Source organism: Agathobacter rectalis ATCC 33656 (assembly GCF_000020605.1).
Classification (GTDB): domain Bacteria; phylum Bacillota; class Clostridia; order Lachnospirales; family Lachnospiraceae; genus Roseburia; species Roseburia rectalis.
Genome location: NC_012781.1, coordinates 2,817,733 through 2,841,666, shown reverse-complemented (window position 1 = coordinate 2,841,666; position 23,934 = coordinate 2,817,733). Strand labels below are relative to the sequence as shown.

The window sequence follows — 23,934 nt, the reverse complement described above, 5'->3', positions numbered from 1 at the left end:
GAAATTAAAATGAAAAATCGTATGAAAAAACTTTTAGTTTTAGCAACTGCTGCAACAATGATGACAGCAGCATTTACAGGATGTGGCTCAGGCTCAGACGGAGCAGACAACAATGCAGATACAAGCGCAGATGAAGGTACATCAAATGAGAACTTAAGCGGTTCACTTTCACTTGCGGGAAGTACTTCAATGGAGAAGCTTTGTGAGGCGCTCAAGGAGTCATTCATGGAGAAAAACCCTGGAGTAACAGTAACAGTAGAGTATACAGGCTCTGGTTCAGGAATCGAGTCAGTGACAGCAGGAAGCGTAGATATCGGAGATTCATCAAGAGCACTTACAGATGATGAGAAAGCAAACGGCGTTGAGGAAAACATCGTAGCAATTGACGGAATCGCAGTAATCACAGACAAGGACAACTCAGTAACAGAGCTTACATCAGATGACTTAAAGAAAATCTACACAGGTGAGATTTCAAACTGGAAAGACCTTGGTGGAAAAGATGAGGCAATCGTAGCAATCGGCCGTGAGGCAGCTTCTGGTACAAGAGGAGCCTTCGAGGAGCTTCTTGATGTAAAGGATCAGTGCAAATATGCACAGGAGCTTGACTCAACAGGAGCAGTTCTTGCAAAGGTAGGCTCAACACCGGGAGCAATCGGATATGTTTCACTTGACGTGCTTGATGATACAGTAACAGCAATGAAAATTGACGGAGTAGAGGCAACAGAGGAAAACATTGTAGCAGGCAAATATCTCCTTTCTCGTCCATTCGTAATGGCTACAAAGGGCAAGATTGACGAGCAGAACGATATTGTTAAAGCTTGGTTTGACTATGTAAACTCTGATGAGGGACAGGCAGTTATCAAGAAGGTGGGCCTTATCCTCCCTCAGTAGAAATTATCGGGCATATTAATGATACGAAATACAGACATCGATGCGAGACATCACTAGTAAGTATAAGTATAAAAAATAATGCAAAATACAGACATCGATATTAGACATCAGTATTAATACATATCGATAAGATACAGGGTTTCCTCAGGAAATGGCAGGTTTCCTGGGGAACTTTTTGAAACAAGGAGTATCAAATGAAACATAAATCCATAGTAGAGAATGTTGCCAAAATAATATTCACGGTATGTGCGGTTGTGGCAATATTCGCAGTATTATCAATAACAATTTATATGTTCCTTAAAGGCGCACCGGCATTTTTCAAGGTCGGAGTGTTAAACCTCTTATTCGGAACAAAATGGGCGCCGACAGCGGCAGACCCAAGCTACGGAATATTGTACATAATCCTCACATCCATCATAGGAACAGCAGTATCTATACTCATAGGAGTACCGATTGCTCTTCTTACGGCAGTATTTCTCACGGAGGTGTCAAACAAAAAGCTCTCAGCGGTAGTGCAGCCGGCAGTAGAGCTGCTTGCAGCCATTCCATCAGTAATCTATGGACTTTTAGGACTTATGATACTTAATCCGGTATTATACAAGCTGGAGAAACATATTTTTGCAAACTCAGCAACACATCAGTTTACCGGCGGATCAAATCTGCTTGCAGCAATCATAGTGCTTGCAATCATGATTCTTCCTACGGTAATAAACATGAGCGTATCATCAATACAGGCAGTACCACAGCAGATGAGAGCGGCATCCCTTGCTCTTGGAGCAACAAAGATACAGACAATATTTAAAGTGACGGTTCCTGCAGCAAAGTCAGGAATCATGACAGGAATTGTGCTCGGAATAGGTCGTGCGCTCGGAGAAGCGATGGCTATCAACATGGTAGCCGGTGGAACGGTAAGCTTTCCACTTCCGTTCAACTCAGTGCGTTTCCTTACCACACAGCTCGTCAGCGAGATGGGATACGCCAGCGGACTTCACAGACAGGTGCTTTTCTCAGTAGGTCTTGTGCTTTTTGTGTTTATTATGATAATCAACCTCACCCTTATGAAACTCAAAAAGAAAGGAGCTGTGGAAAATGACTAGTATAAATGGAAAACGTCGCAGAATAGGCGATGATGTAGTATATTTTTTCATATATCTGTGCGCAGCATTATCGGTAGTGCTGCTTGCGGGAATCATCATATATGTATTTGTCAGGGGAATCGGCCAGGTCAACTGGCAGTTTATGACCAGCGAGACATCTGTATTAAGAGGCACCGTAGGAATAGCGGGCAACCTGCTCAATACACTTTACATCATAATTATCACCATGCTCATAGCAACTCCCGTAGGAGTGGGAGCAGCCGTGTACTTGAATGAGTATGCAAAGCCGGGTAAGCTCGTATCCACAATAGAGTTTGCCACAGAGACACTTGCAGGAATACCGTCAATCATCTTTGGCCTCTTCGGAATGATGTTTTTCGGACAGACAATAGGCTTTGGCTACAGTATCCTGACAGGCTCACTGACACTGACACTCATGGTGCTGCCTCTCATCACAAGAAATACACAGGAGGCGCTTAAAACTGTACCGGACAGCTACAGACACGGAGCAGTCGGACTTGGAGCCGGAAAATGGCACACCATCCGCACCATCCTGTTGCCATCAGCCATGCCGGGAATCATCACAGGTGTTATCCTTGCAATCGGCCGAATAGTAGGTGAGTCAGCAGCACTTCTCTTTACGGCAGGAAGTGCAGGAATGCTTCCAAAGGTTGCCAGCGGTTATTTCTCAAAGATAATGCAGTCAGGTGGAACACTTACCATCAAGCTCTACCTTGCAGCGACAAGTGAAGGAAAATTCGACCAGGCATTTGGAATTGCGGTTGTGCTTCTCGTAATCGTATTCTTAATCAACATCCTGACAAAGGTGCTGGCAAAGAAATTCCAGGCGAAGTAAGCAAATCAACCGGTTATTATAATGATATGAGGGTCAAAAGGTATTTTACCCCTTTAATCATAATAATAAATTAACGAATATAGTAAATAACAAATATAATAAACTGACTAAGAAAAGAAGCTTCGATTTGATATCAGTAAATCGGAGCTTCTTTTGAGTTTCATTAAGATTATTTCTTAAACAAATCTTAATGTGTTACATAATTGGATTTTAATGTTACAATTGATACAATAAGACCAACATAAAACTTCCGGAGGCAATTATGTATAAAGTATTAGTATGTGATGATGAAAAAGACATTGTATCGGCAATCAGCATTTATTTGACAAGCGATGGCTACGAGGTAATCCCGGCGCGAAACGGGCTGGAGGCGCTCGATATAGTAAAACACAATGATGTGCATCTTGTCCTGATGGATATCATGATGCCTGTCATGGACGGAATAGAGGCGATGGTGGAAATCAGAAAAATCTCTAATGTGCCGGTCATACTGCTCACTGCCAAAAGTGAGGACACTGACAAGGTACTCGGGCTCACGGTCGGAGCAGACGACTATGTGACGAAACCGTTTAACCCGGTAGAGCTGCAGGCGAGGGTGAAGTCGCAGATCAGGAGGTACATGCTTCTTGGCGCAGGCAATACAAGCGCAGGAAAGCTGGTAATCGGCGGCATTGAGCTGGATGACAAATCAAAGACAGTGACAGTTGATGGCGAGGCAGCAAATCTTACACGTACAGAGTACGATATTTTGAAGCTTCTCATGGAGCATCCGGGCGAGGTGTATTCGCCAAATCAGATATATGCAAAGGTCTGGAAGGATGAGCCGTATGGGACAGAAAACACGGTGGCGGTACATATCCGCCATCTCAGAGAAAAGGTTGAGATAAATCCGGCTGAGCCAAGATACTTAAAGGTCATCTGGGGTCGCGGATACAAAATTGACGCTGAATAGGTGCATGCTTGATAAAGTTTGTCAAGTGAAGCACTATAAAATGGAAGGTGAATGATATGAAAAAAATATCAAGGAATCTGTGGCTTAAGCTTGCGGCATTTATAGTGTGCTCGGTCATGGCGGCAGGGCTTGTTGTAACAACGATAGTTGCAGTGTATACAAACAATTATGAAAGTACAGCACAGCTAAGGGATGAAATTCATGCGAATATTGCAGGAGCCTATAGCAGACAGATGGTGTACAATTATGAATCCGGTGATGACAATGCATTTTCGCAGATGATGGACGATACCAATCTGCAGGCCGCAGTGGTAAAGAGTAATGAAACATCAGAGGACAAGGTAGATGTAAAATCTGATGCAGCAAAGGTGTATTCAAGTGTGGATGAAATATCAAATCCGGATTATATTTTTAGCTACAAGGCAAAGAACTTAAAGTGGAACAGGCTATCATATCTGTGGGATGCAATGAGCGGCCGCTATGAAGAGTCAGACGATGCATCAAACAATATGAACAGTGAGAGAATCAGCTCAATCATGTATTCCAAGACAAATGGGCTCTTTTATCTGTGCCTGAATGATGGTACCGCTTATGTCATTCCAAAGGTGAGGGTGATGACAGGCTCTAACGATAACAGCTCGCTTGGCTTATATAAGGCAGTTGAGAAAACCGATGAGAATGGAAATAATTACTTTGCCTACGAGGAGATGTTTACAGGCCAGTCACTCGATATTACAGGCTTTGCCGAGTGGAAAAATGTAAAGTGCTATGATGAAAAAGGAAATCATATAAAGTGTGGCATGAATCTGAGTGATGACGGCGATTCGCGCTTTGATAGTGACGGCTCTTACTACGATTATGATGAGGATATTTATTATGACAGCTACGAAATCATAAAAGTGGTGGAGCAGGTGAATGAGAGCTATGAGCTTTTACCGGATACCTTTAATATATCGGATACCGGAATTGTGTACTATCCATACACCCAAACGGAAGATAAGCCTGAGTACTATTATGTGTATGCAAAGCTTCCCCAGCAGCTTCAGGAAAAGGGCGATTACTTCAATCAGGCAGACAGCTTACTTGACGTCATGGAATTTACAGAGGCTCATTTGAGTGTATTGTTTGTCATATTTATACTTGGTTTTGTGATTACAGCGGGGTATCTGCTGACAGTTGCCGGAAAACGTGAGGATTCGGAAGAAATTAAATTACGATTATATGACAGGCTGTCGTATGAGGTGATGCTTGGAGTGACAATGTTTGCAGACTTTATGGTATTTCCGGCAGGCTTTTTACTTACAAAGCAGCTTCCGGTGGTGGCACTCATTTGTCTGGCGGCAACCATGGTTTCGCTTGAAGCAATCCTGTCAACATACGTAAGAATCAGGGCACATGAGTTCTGGAAGCATACACTGTGCTACTATGTTGTGAGATTTTTCTTAAAGCCTGTCAAAAAGCTATGCAGGATGGTATTTGCTCCAATCAGATACGGCTTTTCATGGATAGAAAGAAATGTACCGCTGTTTTTGATCAGTATGCTGGCATTCGGCCTTTTATGTCTGCTTGAGCTTATAGGCTTTGGCATGGAGCTTATTGGCTTTGTATTTATTATAAAGCTTATAGAGCTTGCGCTGCTTATCACATTCATCATGCAGTATGACAGGATAAGATGCGCCGCAAAGGCAATAGCAAACGGTGATTTTTCACAGCCGGTTGATACATCAAGACTCATGCTGTTTTTCAGAAAGCATGGCGAGGATTTGAATAATGTGAGCAATGGAATAGAGGCGGCGGTCTCTGAAAAAATGAAGAGCGAGCGCTTCAGGACGGAGCTCATCACAAATGTGTCGCATGATATCAAGACACCGCTCACCTCGATTATCAATTATGTGGACCTGTTGCAGAAGGAGGACATAGATAACGAGAAGGTACGCGAATATCTTGACGTTCTCGACAGACAGTCATCACGTTTGAAAAAATTAATTCAGGATTTACTCGAAGCGTCAAAGGCATCTACCGGCAGCATAAATGTAGAACTTGAGGAACTGGATGCGGCTGTTATGCTGTCACAGGTAGCCGGAGAATACAAAGAAAAATTCGAGAAAAATAATCTTGATTTAATTATCAAAAATGACGTTACACCTGTCATGATTCAGGCAGACGGACGACATCTGTGGAGAGTGTTTGATAACCTGATGAACAATATCAACAAATACGCCCAGCCGGGTACGAGAGTGTATATTGACATCATTCCAAAGGACAGCGGAGCCATCATAACCTTCAAGAATGTATCAGCTACACCGCTTAATATCTCAAGCGATGAGCTCAAGGAGCGTTTTGTCAGAGGAGACAGCTCGCGAAATACCGAGGGCAGCGGACTTGGACTGTCTATTGCAGAAAGTCTCATGAAGCTCATGAATGGTACTTTGGAGCTGACTGTGGACGGTGATCTGTTTAAGGTGACTCTGGAGTTTTGAGCTTTTTAAAACTATATTATATATTGAACTTATACGACATAAGAAACAACAAAAGCCGGGGCAGATGCCCCGGTCTTTACACGCAAACATTTCAATTGTGTAAGCGTAATATTATTATGCTTTCCATCTATGCTCTATATCACATGTTTCAGATTAGATGTGTAATATCACATATAGCCATTCAATAATATGATATGAGGGTCAAAAGATATTTTGACCCTTTAATCATAATATAGACGTGATTTAATTTGCAGATATCATCTCCAAAAACCTCTCATGAATCCGTGTATCATCATCAAGCTCCGGATGGAAAGCCAGCCCAATCTGGTTCTTATACTGCACGCCGACAATTTTGCCGTCATACTCGGCGAGCACATGTACATCATTTTTGGCGGAGTCGTCAATAGCTTCCACGTAAGGCGCCCTGATAAATGTCATGGTAAAGTCAAAGCTATTGTCAAACCTTGCTGTAGCCTCAAAGCTTCCAAGCTGTCTGCCGTAGGCATTTCTTTTAACAGTGACAGGCAAAGTGCCGAAATATACGTTGTCATCGTTGCTGATATGAGAAGCTAAAAGGATAAGACCGGCGCAGGTTGCAAGCACCGGAAGTCCGTTTGCGATTCTTTCCTTAAGCTCATCAAACATATCAAGCTCACGGAGCAGCTTGCCTTGCACAGTGCTCTCACCTCCAGGCAGCACGAGTCCGTCTAAGTCACAGATATCTGATTTCCGGCGCAGCTCTACACATTCGCACCCAAGAGACTCAAGCATGCGCTTGTGCTCAATAAACGCTCCCTGAACGGCTAAAACACCAATCTTAAGTCCTGATTTCATTTTATTTGCCTCTTTCTTCCATGATGATTTTAATCTCGCTCTCGTTGATTCCGACCATAGCCTCACCGAGATCCTCAGAAAGCTCTGCGATGAGCTTTGCATCAGTAAAGTTTGTCACAGCTTTTACGATAGCGGCAGCTCTCTTGGCAGGATCGCCTGATTTGAAGATACCTGAACCGACGAACACACCCTCAGCACCGAGCTGCATCATAAGAGCCGCGTCAGCCGGAGTAGCCACACCACCGGCCGCAAAGTTTACAACCGGGAGCTTGCCGTTATCGTGAACGAATTTGACCAGCTCGAAAGGCACCTGAAGATTTTTAGCTGCCTCGAAAAGCTCATCTTCACGCATGGAAGTTAGTTTTGCAATCTCAGAATTCATCTTTCTCATATGTCTGACCGCCTGCACGATATCACCGGTACCGGGCTCACCCTTTGTACGGATCATGGAAGCTCCCTCGTTGATACGGCGGAGAGCCTCACCGAGATCTCTTGCACCACATACGAAAGGCACCTTGAAATCTCTCTTATTGATATGGTACACATCATCAGCAGGTGAAAGCACCTCAGATTCATCAATGTAGTCAATCTCGATAGCCTCAAGTATCTGAGCCTCCACGAAGTGACCGATACGGCACTTTGCCATGACGGGGATGCTGACAGCCTCCTGAATGCCCTTAATCATCTTAGGATCGCTCATTCTTGAAACACCGCCTGCGGCTCTGATATCAGCAGGGATTCTTTCAAGCGCCATGACAGCACATGCACCGGCAGCCTCGGCAATCCTGGCCTGCTCCGGAGTCGTGACATCCATGATGACACCGCCCTTTAGCATCTGCGCGAGTCCTTTGTTGAGTTCGTATTGAGTATTCTTATTATTTTTCATTTGTTAAATCTCCTTTTGGTTTTTGCATTTGTATTTTTGCATCAATTTATATGATATGAGGGTCAAAAGGTATTTTGCCCCTTTAATCATTTATATGACGAAAGTAGTTAGGCGTGAGCAAATATGTTTAGGTGGCGCAGGCGGCGAGTACACTCTCGTGGGAGCGCATAGCGGAGCTGCTTAGATACTGTTGAATTATGCCCAAGAGAACCAGAAATGCACCGGCATGGAAGCCGGGGCAAGGAGCTATCGAGCCATGGAAGGCGAGTAGCGACGGTTTCGTCTGGCATAGAAAACCTATAAGGCATAATTCTTACAGTATCTTGGCTGCAAAGCGTAGCGAACACGAGAGTGTACTCGTCGCCTGCGCCGCTGGGCTGTATTTGCTCACACCAGCCGCATATCATGGTTGCAATAATACGCCACATCTGGTAATATTAAAATATTCAAAATAAGGAAAATAAAAATGCCAGAAAGCGGTGAATCAAATGCTGACCTACGACCTCACAAAAACAGACGGACCACTCTACAAATGCCTTTATGAGTGCATCAAAAACGATATATCACAGGGAAAATTAAGCTCCGGGGAGAAAATGCCATCAAAACGTACCCTCGCCAAGAATCTGGGAGTTAGTACCATTACGGTTGAAAATGCATATGACCAGTTGATAGGCGAGGGCTATATGTTTGCAAGGCCCAAGAAGGGCTATTTCATAGCCGATGTGTCAGATATCAGAGTAATCAAGGCACCGGTGCAGAAGGAGCTTAGCATAAAGCTGCCGCCTGAGCAGGATGAAAGTATATTTGACTTCTCATCAAACAGGACAGACTCGGGTAACTTTCCGTTTTCTATATGGGCAAAGCTCATGCGAGAGACGATTTCCCTTAGGGAGCAGGAGCTTTTGTCGGTGTCGCCGTGTGGCGGAGTGAGAGAGCTTCGGGAAGCGATAGCAAGCCATCTGTCATCGTTTCGCGGTATGAATGTGGACCCGGACCAGATAATAGTCGGAGCGGGAACAGAGTATCTGTACGGACTGCTTGTGAAGCTTTTGGGTACGGACAAGGTATACTGCGTGGAGGATCCGGGCTATAAGAAAATCAGCCAGATATATGAGTGCAACAATGCAAAATGTCTGCCGGTGCAGATGGATGAGCAGGGCATCAGCGTGGAGCTTATAAAGAAAGCGAACGCGCAGATAGCACATATCAGCCCGACACACCATTTTCCGACAGGAATCACCATGCCTGTGAACCGCCGCTATGAGCTTTTGGCATGGGCCAACGAGAGCAGCGACAGATACATCATAGAGGATGATTATGACAGTGAGTTTCGCATGAACGGACACCCGATACCGCCCATCCTCTCGATAGATGCGTGTGAAAAGGTCATCTATATAAATACATTTTCAAAGTCTCTCACATCCACCATCCGAATCAGCTACATGGTGCTGCCGGAGCATCTGGCAAATGAGTTTTACAGGAGGCTTTCATTTTACTCATGTACGGTATCCACCTTCGAGCAGTACACGCTGGCACGATTTATCAGCGAGGGCTATTTTGAAAAGCACATAAACAGGATGAGACTGCACTACGGCAGAAAGCGCCAGAGCGTGCTTTCGTCCATAAAAGGCTGCTTCACTGAAAAGGAATGCAGGGTGATAGAAAATGACTCCGGACTGCATTTTATCATACAGTTTGACACGAACCTTCCGGACAAAACAGTTGAAGAAAGGCTTTTGAAAAAAGGTATAAAGCTTCAGGCGATTACCCATTTCAACCTGATCAAGCCAAAGGAGGACAGGCATCAGTTTATTATCAATTACTCAAATATTGATGCAGACAGGATAATGGATGAGCTTTTAATTATTAAAGATACAATACTTTAACCAGACAGTACTTTAATAAAGCCGACTATAAAGCATATAAATAGTGTATACAAATAATAAATTCAAACAGTGCGAATAATTTATGTGTGTAAAAATTTGACATAGATTTTACATACATCTGATAGAGCATTTTACAAAGCATCCATATAATGTATTCTCGAAGACAAGAAATTTATTACATGTTGCAGGAGATACAAATGGAGAAAAAAATCAAAATTCAGGTTCGCGACCTGAATCTGTATTATGGCCAGAATCATGCACTGCATGGTGTCAATATGGACATAAAAGAAAACAGCGTGACAGCGCTGATCGGACCGTCAGGATGTGGTAAGTCTACATTTTTAAAGTGTATCAACAGAATGAATGATCTGGTTGACAACGTCAGAATCGAGGGAAGCATAGAGATAGATGGTGAGAATATATATGCACCATCAGTCGATACAACCGTACTTCGCAAAAAGGTCGGCATGGTTTTCCAGCAGCCAAATCCGTTCCCGATGAGCATATATGACAATATCGCATATGGCCCGAGAGTGCATGGCATCAAGGATAAAAAGATACTCGACCAGATAGTTGAGGAAAGTCTTCAAGGTGCTGCGATATTCAATGAAGTTAAAGATAGATTAAAGAAATCTGCTATGGGACTTTCGGGTGGACAGCAGCAGAGACTGTGTATTGCGAGAGCGCTTGCCGTACAGCCGGAGGTGCTTTTGATGGATGAGCCAACATCAGCGCTTGACCCTATCTCTACTTCAAAGATAGAGGAGCTCATGGAGGATTTAAAGAAAAAGTACACAGTTGTGGTTGTAACACATAACATGCAGCAGGCAGTGCGTGTGTCAGACGATACAGCCTTCTTCCTTGTGGGAGATATGGTTGAGTTTGGTGACACAAAGACAATTTTCTCATATCCACAGGACAAGAGAACAGAGGATTACATCACAGGGAGGTTTGGTTAATGAGATCGAAATTCGACGAGCAGCTTAAGAAGCTGAATGAAGAAATGATGCACATGGGAAGCATGATTGAGGAGTCAATCCAGAAAGCAATCGAGGCATTTATACATCAGGATGCCGATAGCGCCAAAGCCATCATGGAGGGCGATTCAGAGATAGACAGAGAGCAGAAAAAGATAGAGAGCCTGTGCTTTGATCTGCTCATGCAGCAGCAGCCTGTAGCAAGAGACCTTAGAACAATTTCTGCAGCGATGAAGATGGTTACTGATATGGAGCGTATAGGAGACCACGCAGCCGATATCAGCGAGATGACCATTTTGATGAGCAGTGATAAGCCATACAGGGTCAATATAGAGCATGTCAAGAGCATGGCTTCAGAGACAATGCTTATGCTTATCAGGGCAATCGAGGCATATGTTGAGAAGAACAATGACAAGGCTCACATAGTGATGAAGCAGGATGATGTGGTTGATGATCTTTTTGATAAGGTAAAGGCTGAGCTTATTGATTTCATCAGGGAACATCCGGAGGATGGTGAGCAGGCAGAGGATCTTCTCATGGTTGCAAAATACTTTGAGCGTATTGGAGACCATGCGACAAATATTGCTGAGTGGGTTGAGTTTGCGCTTGATGATAAGGTTCGCAAATCATGATTTAATCTTTATGCTGAAAAATTAAATCATAGTTATATACAAACAAAATTGATACAGACGATGGATTTTACATAAATTTTACATAAAACCATCGTCTGTTTTACATTAGTAATGTATAATCGAAAGTAAAAAGCAGGTAAAAATTTTACATAAGATTTTTTGAAATGGAGAAAGCTATGGCACTTATTTATATTGTAGAGGACGACGAGAGCATACGTGAGATAGAGAGTATTGCTTTAAAAAACAGTAATTACATAGTCAGTGCATTTGAAAATGCAAAGGAATTTTACAAGAAGCTGGATGAACTCGTACCGGACCTTATACTGCTTGATGTGATGCTTCCGGATGAGAGCGGCTACGATATCGTGAGAAAGCTCAGAAAACGTCCGGCCACACAGGATATTCCTATTATAATGGTCACAGCCAAGACAACAGAGATGGATATGATAAAAGGGTTTGACGGAGGCGCAGATGATTACATCAAAAAGCCTTTCTCAATCATGGAGCTTATCACAAGAGTAAAGGCACTGCTCAGGAGAACAGCGAAGGAGGAGCCGAAGCTTTTAAAGCTGGATGATCTGGTGATTGACCATGAGCGCCATGTGGTTACAGTGAACAATGAGCCGGTTGACCTTACATACAAGGAGTACGAGCTTTTAAGGCTTCTGATGGGCAGTCAGGGAATAGTCATGACCAGGGAGGTCATCATGAGAAGCGTCTGGGATACTGACTTTGAGGGCGAGACACGTACAGTGGACATGCACATAAAGACACTCCGCCATAAGCTGGGTGACTATGGCAGCAGGATAAAGACAGTCAGAAATGTGGGCTATGTTATAGAATAATAGCTGTTATAATGATTTCTAATATACATAAGCGGAGCGTACAGCATGAAAAAGAAGATTAATTACTATCTGGTAGCAACAGCACTTTTTGTAGCAATTGCCACTATGGTTTCCATGACAGTAATCAACTATTACCTCTTTCAGAAGCAGGTAAAGGAAGACCTGCAGGTCATGGCAGAGACAATAGAAAGCACCGGAATACTAAAACAGGATATAAATGAAATCCCGCAGATTGACGTGGAGGGTATTCGTGTCACCTGGGTTGACAAGGACGGCACAGTGCTGTATGACAATCAAAATGATGTGAAAAAACTTGAAAATCATGGCGATAGACCGGAAGTTGAATCAGCATTTGATAAAGGTACGGGAGACAGCGTGAGAACATCAGCCACCATGAACAGCAATACCTTCTATCATGCCATAAAGCTCAATGATGGAACTGTACTGCGTGTCTCCATTGCAGCAAGAAGTATCTGGAACATGTTTGCAAGCAGTATACCTGCCATGCTTATAGTGACGGTTATCATAGTTGGAATATGTGTGGTTCTCGCCAAGAGTCTGACCAGAAAGCTCATGAAGCCAATCGAGACACTCGCAGGCAACCTGGAGCAGGCCTCTGTCATCCAGAAAAAGACAGAGTACAAGGAGCTCGTGCCGTTCATGAATGCGATAAGGATACAGCATGAGGGCGTTCTTGCCGCGGCAAAGAGCAGACAGGACTTCACAGCCAATGTGTCACACGAGCTAAAGACTCCGCTCACAGCCATCTCCGGCTATGCAGAGCTCATAGAAAACGGCATGGTCGAAAAGGAGCAGCAGATTCATTTTGCCACTGAAATCAGAAGAAATGCACAGCGCCTGCTTTCCTTAATCAATGATATCATAAAGCTCTCGGAGCTTGATTCCAGCGAGGCGCAGCAGGGCTTTGAGCAGCTTGATCTGTACGGTCTGGTCAAGGACTGCATAGAAAATCTACAGGTGAATGCCGAGCAGAGAAAAGTAGCACTCAATTTTGACGGCACTGACTGCATGGTACGAGGCAACAGGCAGCTTCTCACGGAGCTCGTTGAGAATCTCTGCCAGAATGCTATCCGCTACAACAATGAGGGCGGCACCGTAAATGTGACGGTACACAAGCTCGGTGGCAAGACAGTTCTTACGGTCGAGGACAACGGCATAGGCATCCCAAAGGACCAGCAGGAGCGCGTTTTTGAGCGCTTCTACAGAGTAGACAAGAGCCGCTCGAAGGAGACTGGCGGCACGGGCCTTGGGCTTGCGATAGTAAAGCATATAGTGGAGCTGCATGATGCAGGGCTTACACTCGACAGCGAGGTGGGACGTGGCACAACAATAAAGGTGGAGTTTTAGCTCCGCCTTTTTGCGTCTCCTGCGCCATACCGGGCACACAAGCTCTTGCAAAATCGAGGCGCAGTGTTTATAATCATATGTTAGCAGCGGAAACAAGGCAAAACCAGGAGGAACAGCCATGTATCAGGAAATATCAAAATTACTTATGTACGGAGATTTACCTCAGGACGAGATACTTTATAAATTGGGACAGCTCTTTGAGCAGTTTGAGGTGGGCGAGTACAACAAGACAGAGCTTGTGCGTGACATCAATACACAGGTCAAGAGAATCTTAAAGGTAGCGACAGACTATGGTTTTGATGACAATTTGTGGCACAACTATCTCACTTTCTTCCTTATGATGAGTGAGAATCCGTTTTCCATCACCTGTGAGAAGGTCGGAGCCAGCGATGGCAGCGTAAATGGGCTTGTGGCAAACGATTTCAGGATTTTTAAGAAGCTTTTCGATTATGATTTCAAGCCAATCGAGTCAGCACTCGGAATCGACTGCTTCACACAGATCAGCAATTATAAGGCCATTGTGAAAAAGGACCTTATGTACAATCACAATGTCAGCGAGAAGGTAAGGGCGCTTAGCAAGAAGCTTGAGGCAGCTAAGGATGAGCAGGAGTTCTTTGATGTGGTAACAGGCTTTTACAAGGCATACGGAGTCGGCATGTTTGGTCTAAACAAGGCATTCAGGATTGAGGAGCATCTGGACGGTGGCTTTTCCTTCATGCCAATCAACAATATGGATGCGGTCATGCTCGATGACCTGATCGGCTATGAAATCCAGAAGAAAAAGCTCACAGACAATACAGAAGCGTTTGTGCAGGGCAAAAAGGCCAACAATGTGCTGCTTTTCGGAGACAGCGGAACCGGAAAATCAACAAGTATCAAGGCCATTGTCAATCAGTATTATGATGACGGACTGCGCATGATTGAGATATACAAGCATCAGTTTAAATATCTGTCAAAGATTATCGCAGCAATCAAAAACAGAAACTACAGATTTATCATATATATGGATGATCTCTCATTCGAGGAGCATGAGATTGAGTACAAGTTCCTAAAGGCAGTTATCGAGGGCGGTGTGGAGACAAAGCCTGACAACATACTGATTTATGCAACCTCTAACCGCCGTCACCTGATCAAGGAGACATGGAATGACCGCAATGACCAGGACAACAGCAATGACAAGCATCACTCAGATACAGTTGAGGAGAAGCTGTCACTTGTAAACCGTTTTGGTGTGACGATCAGCTACTCAAAGCCATCGCAGAAGGAGTTCTTCAATATCGTAACAGAGCTTGCGAGAAAGAGCGGCTGCACACTTTCAGACGAGGAGCTGTGCAGGGAGGCAAACAAGTGGGAGCTCAGCCATGGTGGTATTTCGGGACGTACTGCAACACAGTTTGTCAACTACATTATGGCTAACAATTAAGCAGCAGGCATAAGCATGAAAGGATAGTATATGCTCTACCAGATAAGTAATGGCGCTGTCGCATTTGGCGACGACGTCATTTTGCATAGTATAGATTTTGAAATCAGAAACACAGAAAAGATAGCGATAGTCGGCAGAAACGGCTGTGGCAAGACAACACTTTTAAAGCTCATTTCAGGCGAGGTTGAGATGGAAAAGCTCGACAGCGATGAGAGCGCCTTTATTGCAAAGGCAGGAAACCCCGAGATAGGGTATCTGAAGCAGATTGCGTTTGATGATCCTGATGTGACACTCGAGCAGGAGGTGCGCAAATGCTTCGTGAAAATGGACGAGCGAAAGGCAGAGCTTGCGCGCGCGGCGGCAGAGCTCGAGCATGATTATTCCGATGAAAAGGTAGCCAGATATACCGCGATGGAGGAGGCCTTCAAGGATGATGGTGGCTACTATTATGAGAAGGAATATGAGGTCATGATCCGCAAGTTCGGCTTCTCAGATGATGAGCGCAAAAAGCCAATCCGTGACTTTTCCGGAGGTCAGCAGACCAAGATAGCATTCATAAAGCTGCTTTTGTCAAAGCCTGACATACTGCTTCTCGACGAGCCGACCAACCACCTCGATGTCACGACGATTGAGTGGCTTGAGGGCTATCTGAAGTCGTACCCGAAGGCAGTGGTTGTCGTATCCCATGACCGTATGTTTCTCGACAATGTGGTAGATGTGGTATACGAGATAGAGTACGGCACAGCAAGGCGCTATCCGGGTAATTATACCAATTTTATCGCCCGCAAAAAGGAAAACTACGACAAGCAGATGAAGGATCACATCGCCCAGCAGAAGGAGATAGAGCGTTTACAGCGTATGGTTACGCGATTCAAGGGCAAGCCGACCAAGACAGCCATGGCACAGTCAAAGCAGAAGGCTATCGACCGCATGGTGATTATCGAGGCACCGGACAAGTACGACAACAAGACCTTCCATGCCAATTTCCAGCCCGAAAAGGAGACCGGAAACGATGTGCTTTATACATCAGAGCTTGCAATCGGCTATGACCATCCGCTCTCCGTAGTGTCGCTTGATTTGAAAAGAGGCGAAAAGCTTGGCATACTCGGCGGAAACGGACTTGGAAAATCGACATTTTTAAAGACTATCGTGGGTAAGATCCCTGCACTTTCAGGCGAGTACCGCTTCGGAACCAACGTGCAGATAGGATATTTCGACCAGCAGATGGCCATGTATACAAGCAGCAAGACTGTGCTCGATGATTTTTGGGATGAGTATCCGAATCTCACGGAAACCGAGGCCAGAAATGCACTCGGAGCCTTCCTTTTTTCAGGGGAGGACGTGTTCAAGAACGTAAATATGCTATCTGGAGGAGAAAAGGTCAGACTGGCGCTTTGCAAGATTTTAAAGACCAGACCGAACGTGCTCGTGCTCGATGAGCCAACTAACCATATGGATATCGTAGGCAAGGAAACGCTGGAGAGCATGCTTAAGGACTACAAGGGCACACTGATTTTTGTATCACACGACAGATATTTTGTGAAAAAGGTAGCCACACAGCTGCTTGTGTTCGAGGATGGCACGACCAATCTCTATCAGTTTGGCTATGAGCAGTATCAGGAAAAGCTCGATCGTGAGGCTGAGGAAAGCAAAAATGTATACAGAGGCAATGCAATATTTGGCGGCGCGATAAGCCAGAACGTCAGCAGTCAGACAGGCAGTGATGCAAACCGGAGCACGTCACAAACCGTTGCAGCAGGTAATGTGGGCGAAAGCACCAATGCAAATAGCGCAGCCCAGGCTGGCGGCATGGCTGTCTCATCAACCGGCAAGGCATACTACAACCCGGGCAAGGAGCGCTCAAAGATACAAAAAAAGGTCAAAAAGGCCGAGGAGGACCTGGCGGTCAAGGAAGCAAAGCTGGATGAGCTCAAGGCCGAGCTCATGAAGCCGGAGTATCAGTCAAGCTACTCAAAGCTCACGGAAATCCAGAACGAAATAGACTCTCTCGAGGAAGAAATCCTTATTGATATGGAGGCGTGGGAGGAGCTTTCCTCTCAGCTTGAGGCACTGGGATAGGTTAGATGCGCTGTGGTAGCTTAGAAACGTTGTGATAGCTTAGATGTGCTGTTGTAGTTGAGAAATGTTGCGATAGTGTATAAAAAATCACTCGACTTGATGTTTTTTATTCTGATGAAATCCCTAATCATAGCGAAATCAAGCGATTTCGCGAAAAACCGTAAATAAACCCTTGATTATTTATATAAATTGCATAAAAATGATTGATGAAAACGAAATTTATGGTATAATATTTACATGATACAGACAACGTATCAAATAAACGATAAAGGGGTTGGACATCATGAGAATAACAATTTCAGGAAAAAACATCGAATTAACAGAGGGGCTTAAGCAGGCAGTAGAGGAGAAGCTGTCAAAGCTGGAGAAGTTTTTTAAACCGGACACAGACGTATACGTTACACTCAGCGTAGAAAAGGATAGACAGAAAATCGAGGTTACTATCCCGGCAAAGGGACATGTTATCCGTTCAGAGCAGGTCAGCAATGATATGTACGTATCAATTGACCTCGTAGAGGAAGTAATCGAGAGACAGCTTCGCAAATACAGAACCAAGATTTCCGCAAAGAAGTATGCACCGGCGATATTCCAGGATGATTTCGTGGAGGCAGACGATGCAGAGGACGAGGAAATCAAGATTGTCCGTACAAAGAGATTTGGTATGAAGCCTATGTATCCTGAGGATGCATGCATCCAGATGGAGCTCTCAGGCCACGATTTCTTCGTATTCAGAAATGCAGAGAATGACGAAGTAAATGTAGTCTACAAGAGAAAAGGACATACATACGGACTTATCGAACCGGAATGTTAGACTCTTGTTTTTCATCATAATTTAACCTTTCTTTCATCGAAAACCGGCAGCCGTTGGCTGCCGGTTTTTATGTCTGTTTAACCTCATTTGGTCTTGGATATGCGATTGGTTCCAATGGCAGTAAGACCACAAAAAAATAACCGCCCCAGCCTGGAAACTGAACGGTTATTTTAACTAAGTAAATGATCAGGCGAACCGTTGTTATAGGTAGCACCTTTTTGTTAACTATATTTTAACATTCATTTCTAATCATGTCAAAATTATTTCAAAAAATGAAATAATTGAGAGAATTACATAATTCATAGTCATTGATTTTACTGATGTTTAAGGACATATAAAAAACAATATATTTTTTAGTTTTTAGTTTTCAAAAGAAGCTTGCACAGAAATGTGGAGGCTCTTTTTATGTGAAATAATTAGAGGCTTCCACTATTATGCCAGAAGCCTCTAATTTTTAAGCTGTTTTGGAGATTTTTGCGGTTTCAGCTACTTTTTTTTGGAATTTTTTCGGCTTATGGACTGGTTTTGGGAGCTGTTTTGGGAATTTTTGCGGTTTCAGCTACTTTTTCACGCGATTTTTTCCGGCTTATGGGCTGAGTTTGAGAGCTGTTTTGGAGATTTTTGCGGTTTCAGCTACTTTTCTCGTATTTTTTCCGCCTTATGGGCTGAATTTTGGGAGCTGTTTTAAAAGTTTTATGGATTATAGCTCCTCAAGACCTGCCCACTATGCTATCAACCTAGGGCTATTGTACATTATGCTATGCAAATAGAGCAATTATCAGATATAAAGGCATTGGTTATGCGTCTCAAATCTGACCCGGTTACCGGTTCTAAGACGCAGTCTTGGTTACGATTATGTCGAAAAATCAAAGATAATTCAAGGTTTATTACAGCACCATTCAGAGAAACAAAAGCATTTGAAAAACTATATAATCAACGAACCAGCGTAGAGCGTACGTTCGGAGATTTAAAAGATAATTACAACCTTGATAACATCCGGGTTGCAAAAATGGCAAGGGCAAAAGTCTTTATGGATTTATCTTGTATTGCCCTTATTGCATCAAGACTACCAGATGCAGCCAGCAAGGAAAAAACCACAAAAATAGTACAAATTTATCATTACAAAAATTCTGATATAAAAAGAGCAATATTAAACAAAAACCAACTAAATTAAACCTAAAACCATGTCGTATTTTGTCGAAAACTGCTAATCACATATCAATATTGAAGCTTCTAATAGAAATCTTCAAAATACAAGCGCGTAACGCGCCTAGAATATTGATATATTATATGGAAAAATGAATCCACCAACAAAGAGTGAAATTTCGCAAAAGCGACAAAATTTCAAAAGAAAGACAAAAAAAGAAGTTCTACGAAAAATACAATCGATGGAGGGATGAAATATTTGGGAAGAATTTATTATGAACAGAAAGGACTTATTAACCTCGATGATATCGTAGATATATTTATTGAGGTGGGAAATATACACAATTACCTGGAAAATGCAGCCTTGCGGATTTTGCTTTTTGGCAATCCTGAGCTGAATTTTTATCAGTGCCGATTATTAGTATTGAAGTACGGAGAATCACTTTCACAGGATGATTTGCACGGGCGGATGGTATTTATGAGAATGATACAGCTGCTGGAAGCCAACATAGTTTAAAATAAAATGAGAATTTCTTTTTTGACCGGGCAACCGGTCTTTCTTTTTTGCACAAATGGTGTTATAATTTTGGAAAAATTATGTTGATTACTCATAGCTTTAAAAAAGAAGTATTGCATTGTGTTTAATTAAACCAAAGCATGATAATTCAATCAAAGAAAAGAGGACAAAAATGAACATCGTAGTACTTGCCGGAGGGCTCAGCACAGAGAGAGATGTTTCCTTCAAGACAGGAAGCATGGTAGCTAAGGCGCTCAAAGAGAACGGCCACAAAGTTATATTATTGGATGTATTTATGGGATATAGTGACAGGGAGGAGGACCTGACAGGTATATTTGACCGCGCGGACGAGATAAGCGTGCAGGTCAGCGATATTCCGACAGAGGCACCTGACCTCGCAAAGGTAAAGGCTTCCAGAAAGGACCAGTCACCTTGCTTCTTCGGACCAAATGTCATCAAGATGTGTCAGATGGCAGACATTGTTTTCATGGCACTCCACGGAGAAAACGGAGAGAACGGAAAGATACAGGCAGCATTTGACCTCTTCGGTGTCAAATATACAGGCAGCGATTATTTAAGCTCAGCCATCGCCATGAACAAGGAGACATCAAAGCAGTTCTTCCTTGCAAACGGTATCCCTACTCCAAAGGGCATTTCCATGACCAGAGCGACCAGACAGGACGATATCACAAAGCTTGACCTGACACTTCCATGCGTGGTAAAGCCATGCTGCGGCGGTTCAAGCATCGGTGTCACTATCGTTAGGGATGCGGCAGAGTTCAAGGCGGCACTTGACGATGCCTTCAAGTGGGAAAATGAGCTGGTTATCGAGGAATTTGTACAGGGCAGGGAGTTCTCTGTCGGCGTTATCGAGGGAAAGGCTCTTCCTATTATAGAGATTGCACCGAAGGAGGGCTTCTACGATTATAAGAATAAATACAAGGCGGGCAGTACAGTAGAGACATGTCCGGCCGAGCTTCCTGAGCAGGTGACAAAGGATATGCAGCACTATGCAGAGGAGGTTGCGCGTGTTATCGGGCTTGACACATATTCACGCTCAGACTTTTTGCTCAACGACAAAAATGAGATGTTCTGCCTCGAGGCAAACACACTGCCGGGCATGACTCCGACCAGTCTTCTGCCACAGGAGGCAGCGGTTATCGGTATGAGCTTTAATCAGCTCTGTGAGCATCTGATTGACATATCTTTGAAAAAATATGAGGTGTAGCATGTCGGATAAGTACATGAAGAATCTTACATTTGCAAATATTGCAAAGGCCTGTGAGGGCACATACATAGGCGATGAGACACTGCTTGATACGACAATCACCGGCGCCGTCATAGACAGCAGACAGGTGAAGGAGGGCTATCTTTTTATCCCGATAAAGGGAGAAAGGGTGGACGGACACAAATTCATTCCGACTGTGTTTGAGCAGGGGGCGGCAATTGTGCTCTCTGAGCATGAGCTGACGGATCCGGCAGGCCCATATGTGCTTGTTGAATCAACCACCGATGCCATGAAAAAGCTCGCGGCATTTTACAGAAAAAGCCTAGATATCAAGGTGGTGGGCATCACCGGAAGTGTCGGCAAGACCAGCACCAAGGAGATGATATCATCAGTTCTTGAGCAGAAATACAGCGTCCACAAGACCGCAGGCAATTTCAACAACGAGATAGGCCTGCCACTCACTATTTTCGGAATCAGGGAAAGTCATCAGGTAGCGGTGCTTGAGATGGGCATATCTGATTTTGGCGAGATGCACAGACTTTCTACTATGTCGTGCCCGGATGTTATGGTCATCACCAATATCGGCTACTGCCATCTGGAGTTTTTGGGCGACAGGGACGGTGTGCTTAAAGCCAAGACAGAGTGCTTTGAGCATATGATGCCGGATGCGGTCGCAGTGCTGAATGCAGATGACGACAAGCTCGCCACAGTGCAGACGGTAAATGGAAAGCCTGCCATATACTATGGCAAGGAATCGGCTTCAGGCGTTCATAAATCAGTATATACCACAAATATTGAAAACCTGGGATTTGACGGCATGAAGGCTCATTTTGTCACTCCGGAGGGTGAGTTCGATGCACACATCCACATCCCGGGTGAGCACAATGTATACAATGCCATGGCGGCAGCGGCTGTCGGATTGCAGCTTGGCCTCACAATAGCTGAGATAAAATCAGGAATTGAGAAAGCAGAGACAATCGCAGGCCGTACCAATTTTATCAAAACACACGGCATGACAGTGATAGATGACTGCTACAATGCAAACCCTGTATCCATGAAATCCTCTATCGAGGTGCTTTCACATGCAAAGGGCAGGACAATAGCAGTGCTTGGCGACATGGGCGAGCTGGGAAGCGATGAGAAAAAGTTGCACCATGAGGTAGGCGAAGCAGTTGGAGAGAATCATATCCACACTCTTTTTGCCGCAGGAGAGCTTGCAAAGGAATATGCAGCCGGGGCAGCGGAGAAATCATCCGATGTAGACATCCACTATTTCGAGGATAGGGAGACCATGACACAGGAGCTTCTTTCATATGTGAAGGAGGGCGACACCATACTGGTGAAGGCATCACACTTCATGGAGTTTCCGAAGGTGGTAGAGGCTCTGAGTAAGTAAAATTAGGTAAAATCAATCGGGTAGAAATTAATTCGATATTTAATTATTGCGAGGAATGGATATTCTCCAAGCCTCATAATATTATAAAAGAAAGAGAGAAAAATAATGGCACAGAATCCAATCGTAACAATCACAATGGAAAACGGCGATGTAATCAAGGCGGAGCTTTATCCGGAAATCGCACCAAACACAGTAAACAACTTTATCAGCTTAATCAATCACAACTTCTATGACGGAGTATGCTTCCACCGTGTAATCAAGGGCTTCATGCTCCAGGGCGGAGATCCGGACGGAAACGGCACAGGCGGTCCTGGCTATGAAATCAAGGGCGAGTTCACACACAACGGCTTCAAAAATGACTTAAAGCACACAGCCGGTGTACTTTCAATGGCACGTACCATGATACCTGACTCAGCAGGCAGCCAGTTCTTCATCATGCATCAGGATGCACCACATCTCGACGGTGAGTATGCGGCATTCGGCAAAGTAATCGAGGGCATGGATGTGGTAAACAAGATCGCAGAGGTGCGCACAGACTACATGGACAAACCACTTGAGGCTCAGGTCATGAAGACAGTTACAGTTGAGACCTTCGGAGTGGACTATCCGGAGCCGGAGACAGTTTAATGATAATAATTATTGATGAGGCAAGCGCAAAACTTGCCTCTTTTTACTATCATGACGAGATATTCAAGCCACAGTGGAAGTGCGCAGCCGATATGTCATCTGCGTCAGACGAGTTGCATGATGAATTTCAGGAAAAACTGCAAGAAAAACTGCCTGATGAGCTGCGGGAAAAACTGTATGTTGTGCTACCGGCAGATGAATCAATTAATGACTTCCAAAAAACAACGATACAAGAATCTGCAGATAACACAGCGAAAGCTAATACGGGAAATCTAAGAATACCGAAAGCTCCCACCGACTGCATCTGGATAGTATCCGACAGGCAGCAGAAGCAAATAGCTGACTCACTCGGCATAGCATCGGTAGGAGAACCGCAGTGTGGCACGCGCTATGCAGTGGAAAGCCTTGCAGAGCTTGATATTGAGTATCTTGAGCGGGTGCGCAGGCGGTATAATCATATCCCATGGGATATTGGCGAGACAGACAGATGCCTGATACGTGAGCTTTCACTGGCAGACCTTCCGGCGCTCTATGAGCTTTATGACAAGCCCGGCATGACAGACTTTGTGGAACCGCTTTACGACTACGAGACAGAGCTTGAATACCAGAAAGCATACATAGAGAACATGTATGACTTTTACGAGTATGGTATGTGGCTTGTGTTTTCAAAGGAAACAGGGAAGCTGATAGGACGGGCGGGACTTGAGCACAATGAAATGGGTTATATGATAGCACCGGAATTTCAGAACCTGGGCTATGCCACGGAGGTGTGCCGCTTTATCGTAGACTATGCGCGGAAAAACACAGACTTTGAGGAGCTCTACTGCCGGATAGATGAGAAAAATGTGGCATCGGTGCGTCTTGCAAAAAGACTTGGATTTGTCAGAAACGGACAAATCGGGAATGAGAGAAATACCGGTGGATTAGATAGGTATGTTCTTTCAATCTGACAGTTCATTATATATTTTATATGTTCAGCAGGAACAGCTCGGCAGGATTCATT

The 23,934-nt window shown here is 44.2% G+C and carries 21 protein-coding genes; 19 read left to right on the top strand and 2 right to left on the bottom strand.

The window, feature by feature from the left end:
- Positions 1-9 precede the first annotated feature (9 nt).
- The 5 genes from EUBREC_RS13295 to EUBREC_RS13275 all read left to right on the top strand — a co-directional run bounded on the left by EUBREC_RS13295 (position 10) and on the right by EUBREC_RS13275 (position 6,276).
- Positions 10-891: a phosphate ABC transporter substrate-binding protein gene (locus EUBREC_RS13295; RefSeq protein WP_041254229.1), complete on the top strand. Its 882-nt coding sequence runs from the start codon at positions 10-12 to the stop codon at positions 889-891.
- Between the two features lie 194 nt (positions 892-1,085).
- On the top strand, positions 1,086-1,988 hold the full coding sequence (gene pstC, locus EUBREC_RS13290; protein WP_012743712.1) for a phosphate ABC transporter permease subunit PstC: 903 nt from the start codon (positions 1,086-1,088) through the stop codon (positions 1,986-1,988).
- Entirely contained in the window at positions 1,981-2,844 is an 864-nt protein-coding gene (gene pstA / locus EUBREC_RS13285) for a phosphate ABC transporter permease PstA (RefSeq protein WP_012743711.1), read from the top strand. The genes pstC and pstA overlap by 8 nt, the downstream gene beginning before the upstream one ends.
- Before the next feature lie 262 nt (positions 2,845-3,106).
- Positions 3,107-3,796, top strand: a complete 690-nt coding sequence (locus EUBREC_RS13280) for a response regulator transcription factor (RefSeq protein WP_012743710.1) — start codon at positions 3,107-3,109, stop codon at positions 3,794-3,796.
- A 56-nt stretch (positions 3,797-3,852) separates the two neighbouring features.
- Entirely contained in the window at positions 3,853-6,276 is a 2,424-nt protein-coding gene (locus EUBREC_RS13275; RefSeq protein WP_012743709.1) for a sensor histidine kinase, read from the top strand.
- Positions 6,277-6,519: 243 nt separating this feature from the next.
- On the opposite strand, the gene pdxT is transcribed toward EUBREC_RS13275, so the two are convergent.
- Together pdxT and pdxS are read right to left on the bottom strand one after the other, a co-directional pair.
- Positions 6,520-7,110, bottom strand: a complete 591-nt coding sequence (pdxT, locus tag EUBREC_RS13270; protein ID WP_012743708.1) for a pyridoxal 5'-phosphate synthase glutaminase subunit PdxT — start codon at positions 7,108-7,110, stop codon at positions 6,520-6,522.
- Position 7,111: 1 nt separating this feature from the next.
- Positions 7,112-7,996 carry a pyridoxal 5'-phosphate synthase lyase subunit PdxS gene (gene pdxS / locus EUBREC_RS13265; protein WP_012743707.1) on the bottom strand — a complete coding sequence of 295 codons (885 nt, stop codon included), beginning with the start codon at positions 7,994-7,996 and terminating at the stop codon, positions 7,112-7,114.
- Positions 7,997-8,484: 488 nt separating this feature from the next.
- On the opposite strand from pdxS, the gene pdxR reads away from it, so the two are divergent.
- From pdxR to EUBREC_RS16720, 14 genes are all read left to right on the top strand, one after another.
- Positions 8,485-9,882 carry a MocR-like pyridoxine biosynthesis transcription factor PdxR gene (gene pdxR, locus EUBREC_RS13255; protein ID WP_012743705.1) on the top strand — a complete coding sequence of 466 codons (1,398 nt, stop codon included), beginning with the start codon at positions 8,485-8,487 and terminating at the stop codon, positions 9,880-9,882.
- A gap of 197 nt (positions 9,883-10,079) precedes the next feature.
- Entirely contained in the window at positions 10,080-10,841 is a 762-nt protein-coding gene (pstB, locus tag EUBREC_RS13250; protein ID WP_015516042.1) for a phosphate ABC transporter ATP-binding protein PstB, read from the top strand.
- A complete protein-coding gene (gene phoU, locus EUBREC_RS13245) occupies positions 10,841-11,491 on the top strand; it encodes a phosphate signaling complex protein PhoU (RefSeq protein WP_012743703.1) in 651 nt (216 codons plus the stop codon). The genes pstB and phoU overlap by 1 nt, the downstream gene beginning before the upstream one ends.
- 176 nt (positions 11,492-11,667) lie before the next feature.
- Complete coding sequence (locus EUBREC_RS13240; RefSeq protein ID WP_041254226.1) at positions 11,668-12,336, top strand: response regulator transcription factor; 669 nt, start codon at positions 11,668-11,670, stop codon at positions 12,334-12,336.
- A gap of 45 nt (positions 12,337-12,381) precedes the next feature.
- On the top strand, positions 12,382-13,704 hold the full coding sequence (locus EUBREC_RS13235; RefSeq protein ID WP_012743701.1) for an ATP-binding protein: 1,323 nt from the start codon (positions 12,382-12,384) through the stop codon (positions 13,702-13,704).
- A gap of 118 nt (positions 13,705-13,822) precedes the next feature.
- On the top strand, positions 13,823-15,127 hold the full coding sequence (locus EUBREC_RS13230) for an ATP-binding protein (protein WP_012743700.1): 1,305 nt from the start codon (positions 13,823-13,825) through the stop codon (positions 15,125-15,127).
- Positions 15,128-15,157: 30 nt separating this feature from the next.
- Positions 15,158-17,206: an ABC-F family ATP-binding cassette domain-containing protein gene (locus EUBREC_RS13225; RefSeq protein WP_012743699.1), complete on the top strand. Its 2,049-nt coding sequence runs from the start codon at positions 15,158-15,160 to the stop codon at positions 17,204-17,206.
- A 283-nt stretch (positions 17,207-17,489) separates the two neighbouring features.
- The gene (hpf, locus tag EUBREC_RS13220) at positions 17,490-18,017 is read left to right on the top strand and encodes a ribosome hibernation-promoting factor, HPF/YfiA family (RefSeq protein ID WP_012743698.1); all 528 of its coding nucleotides are present in this window, start codon (positions 17,490-17,492) and stop codon (positions 18,015-18,017) included.
- Between the two features lie 760 nt (positions 18,018-18,777).
- On the top strand, positions 18,778-19,191 hold the full coding sequence (locus EUBREC_RS13215) for a transposase (RefSeq protein ID WP_012743696.1): 414 nt from the start codon (positions 18,778-18,780) through the stop codon (positions 19,189-19,191).
- Positions 19,192-19,413: 222 nt separating this feature from the next.
- Positions 19,414-19,680, top strand: a complete 267-nt coding sequence (locus tag EUBREC_RS13210; protein WP_012743695.1) for a hypothetical protein — start codon at positions 19,414-19,416, stop codon at positions 19,678-19,680.
- A 172-nt stretch (positions 19,681-19,852) separates the two neighbouring features.
- On the top strand, positions 19,853-20,908 hold the full coding sequence (locus tag EUBREC_RS13205; protein ID WP_015516048.1) for a D-alanine--D-alanine ligase family protein: 1,056 nt from the start codon (positions 19,853-19,855) through the stop codon (positions 20,906-20,908).
- A gap of 1 nt (position 20,909) precedes the next feature.
- Positions 20,910-22,304, top strand: a complete 1,395-nt coding sequence (locus EUBREC_RS13200) for a UDP-N-acetylmuramoyl-tripeptide--D-alanyl-D-alanine ligase (RefSeq protein WP_012743692.1) — start codon at positions 20,910-20,912, stop codon at positions 22,302-22,304.
- Positions 22,305-22,409: 105 nt separating this feature from the next.
- On the top strand, positions 22,410-22,931 hold the full coding sequence (locus EUBREC_RS13195) for a peptidylprolyl isomerase (protein WP_012743691.1): 522 nt from the start codon (positions 22,410-22,412) through the stop codon (positions 22,929-22,931).
- A complete protein-coding gene (locus tag EUBREC_RS16720) occupies positions 22,931-23,881 on the top strand; it encodes a GNAT family N-acetyltransferase (protein WP_012743690.1) in 951 nt (316 codons plus the stop codon). Before EUBREC_RS13195 ends, EUBREC_RS16720 begins: the two co-directional genes overlap by 1 nt.
- Positions 23,882-23,934 lie beyond the last annotated feature (53 nt).

Excerpts from the sequence above, each read along its gene's own strand:
- EUBREC_RS13295 (WP_041254229.1), top strand. The coding sequence starts at position 10 with ATGAAAAATCGTATGAAAAAACTTTTAGTTTTAGCAACTGCTGCAACA.
- pstC (WP_012743712.1), top strand. The coding sequence starts at position 1,086 with ATGAAACATAAATCCATAGTAGAGAATGTTGCCAAAATAATATTCACG.
- pstA (WP_012743711.1), top strand. The coding sequence starts at position 1,981 with ATGACTAGTATAAATGGAAAACGTCGCAGAATAGGCGATGATGTAGTA.
- EUBREC_RS13280 (WP_012743710.1), top strand. The coding sequence starts at position 3,107 with ATGTATAAAGTATTAGTATGTGATGATGAAAAAGACATTGTATCGGCA.
- EUBREC_RS13275 (WP_012743709.1), top strand. The coding sequence starts at position 3,853 with ATGAAAAAAATATCAAGGAATCTGTGGCTTAAGCTTGCGGCATTTATA.
- pdxT (WP_012743708.1), bottom strand. The coding sequence starts at position 7,110 with ATGAAATCAGGACTTAAGATTGGTGTTTTAGCCGTTCAGGGAGCGTTT.
- pdxS (WP_012743707.1), bottom strand. The coding sequence starts at position 7,996 with ATGAAAAATAATAAGAATACTCAATACGAACTCAACAAAGGACTCGCG.
- pdxR (WP_012743705.1), top strand. The coding sequence starts at position 8,485 with ATGCTGACCTACGACCTCACAAAAACAGACGGACCACTCTACAAATGC.
- pstB (WP_015516042.1), top strand. The coding sequence starts at position 10,080 with ATGGAGAAAAAAATCAAAATTCAGGTTCGCGACCTGAATCTGTATTAT.
- phoU (WP_012743703.1), top strand. The coding sequence starts at position 10,841 with ATGAGATCGAAATTCGACGAGCAGCTTAAGAAGCTGAATGAAGAAATG.
- EUBREC_RS13240 (WP_041254226.1), top strand. The coding sequence starts at position 11,668 with ATGGCACTTATTTATATTGTAGAGGACGACGAGAGCATACGTGAGATA.
- EUBREC_RS13235 (WP_012743701.1), top strand. The coding sequence starts at position 12,382 with ATGAAAAAGAAGATTAATTACTATCTGGTAGCAACAGCACTTTTTGTA.
- EUBREC_RS13230 (WP_012743700.1), top strand. The coding sequence starts at position 13,823 with ATGTATCAGGAAATATCAAAATTACTTATGTACGGAGATTTACCTCAG.
- EUBREC_RS13225 (WP_012743699.1), top strand. The coding sequence starts at position 15,158 with ATGCTCTACCAGATAAGTAATGGCGCTGTCGCATTTGGCGACGACGTC.
- hpf (WP_012743698.1), top strand. The coding sequence starts at position 17,490 with ATGAGAATAACAATTTCAGGAAAAAACATCGAATTAACAGAGGGGCTT.
- EUBREC_RS13215 (WP_012743696.1), top strand. The coding sequence starts at position 18,778 with ATGCAAATAGAGCAATTATCAGATATAAAGGCATTGGTTATGCGTCTC.
- EUBREC_RS13210 (WP_012743695.1), top strand. The coding sequence starts at position 19,414 with ATGAAATATTTGGGAAGAATTTATTATGAACAGAAAGGACTTATTAAC.
- EUBREC_RS13205 (WP_015516048.1), top strand. The coding sequence starts at position 19,853 with ATGAACATCGTAGTACTTGCCGGAGGGCTCAGCACAGAGAGAGATGTT.
- EUBREC_RS13200 (WP_012743692.1), top strand. The coding sequence starts at position 20,910 with ATGTCGGATAAGTACATGAAGAATCTTACATTTGCAAATATTGCAAAG.
- EUBREC_RS13195 (WP_012743691.1), top strand. The coding sequence starts at position 22,410 with ATGGCACAGAATCCAATCGTAACAATCACAATGGAAAACGGCGATGTA.
- EUBREC_RS16720 (WP_012743690.1), top strand. The coding sequence starts at position 22,931 with ATGATAATAATTATTGATGAGGCAAGCGCAAAACTTGCCTCTTTTTAC.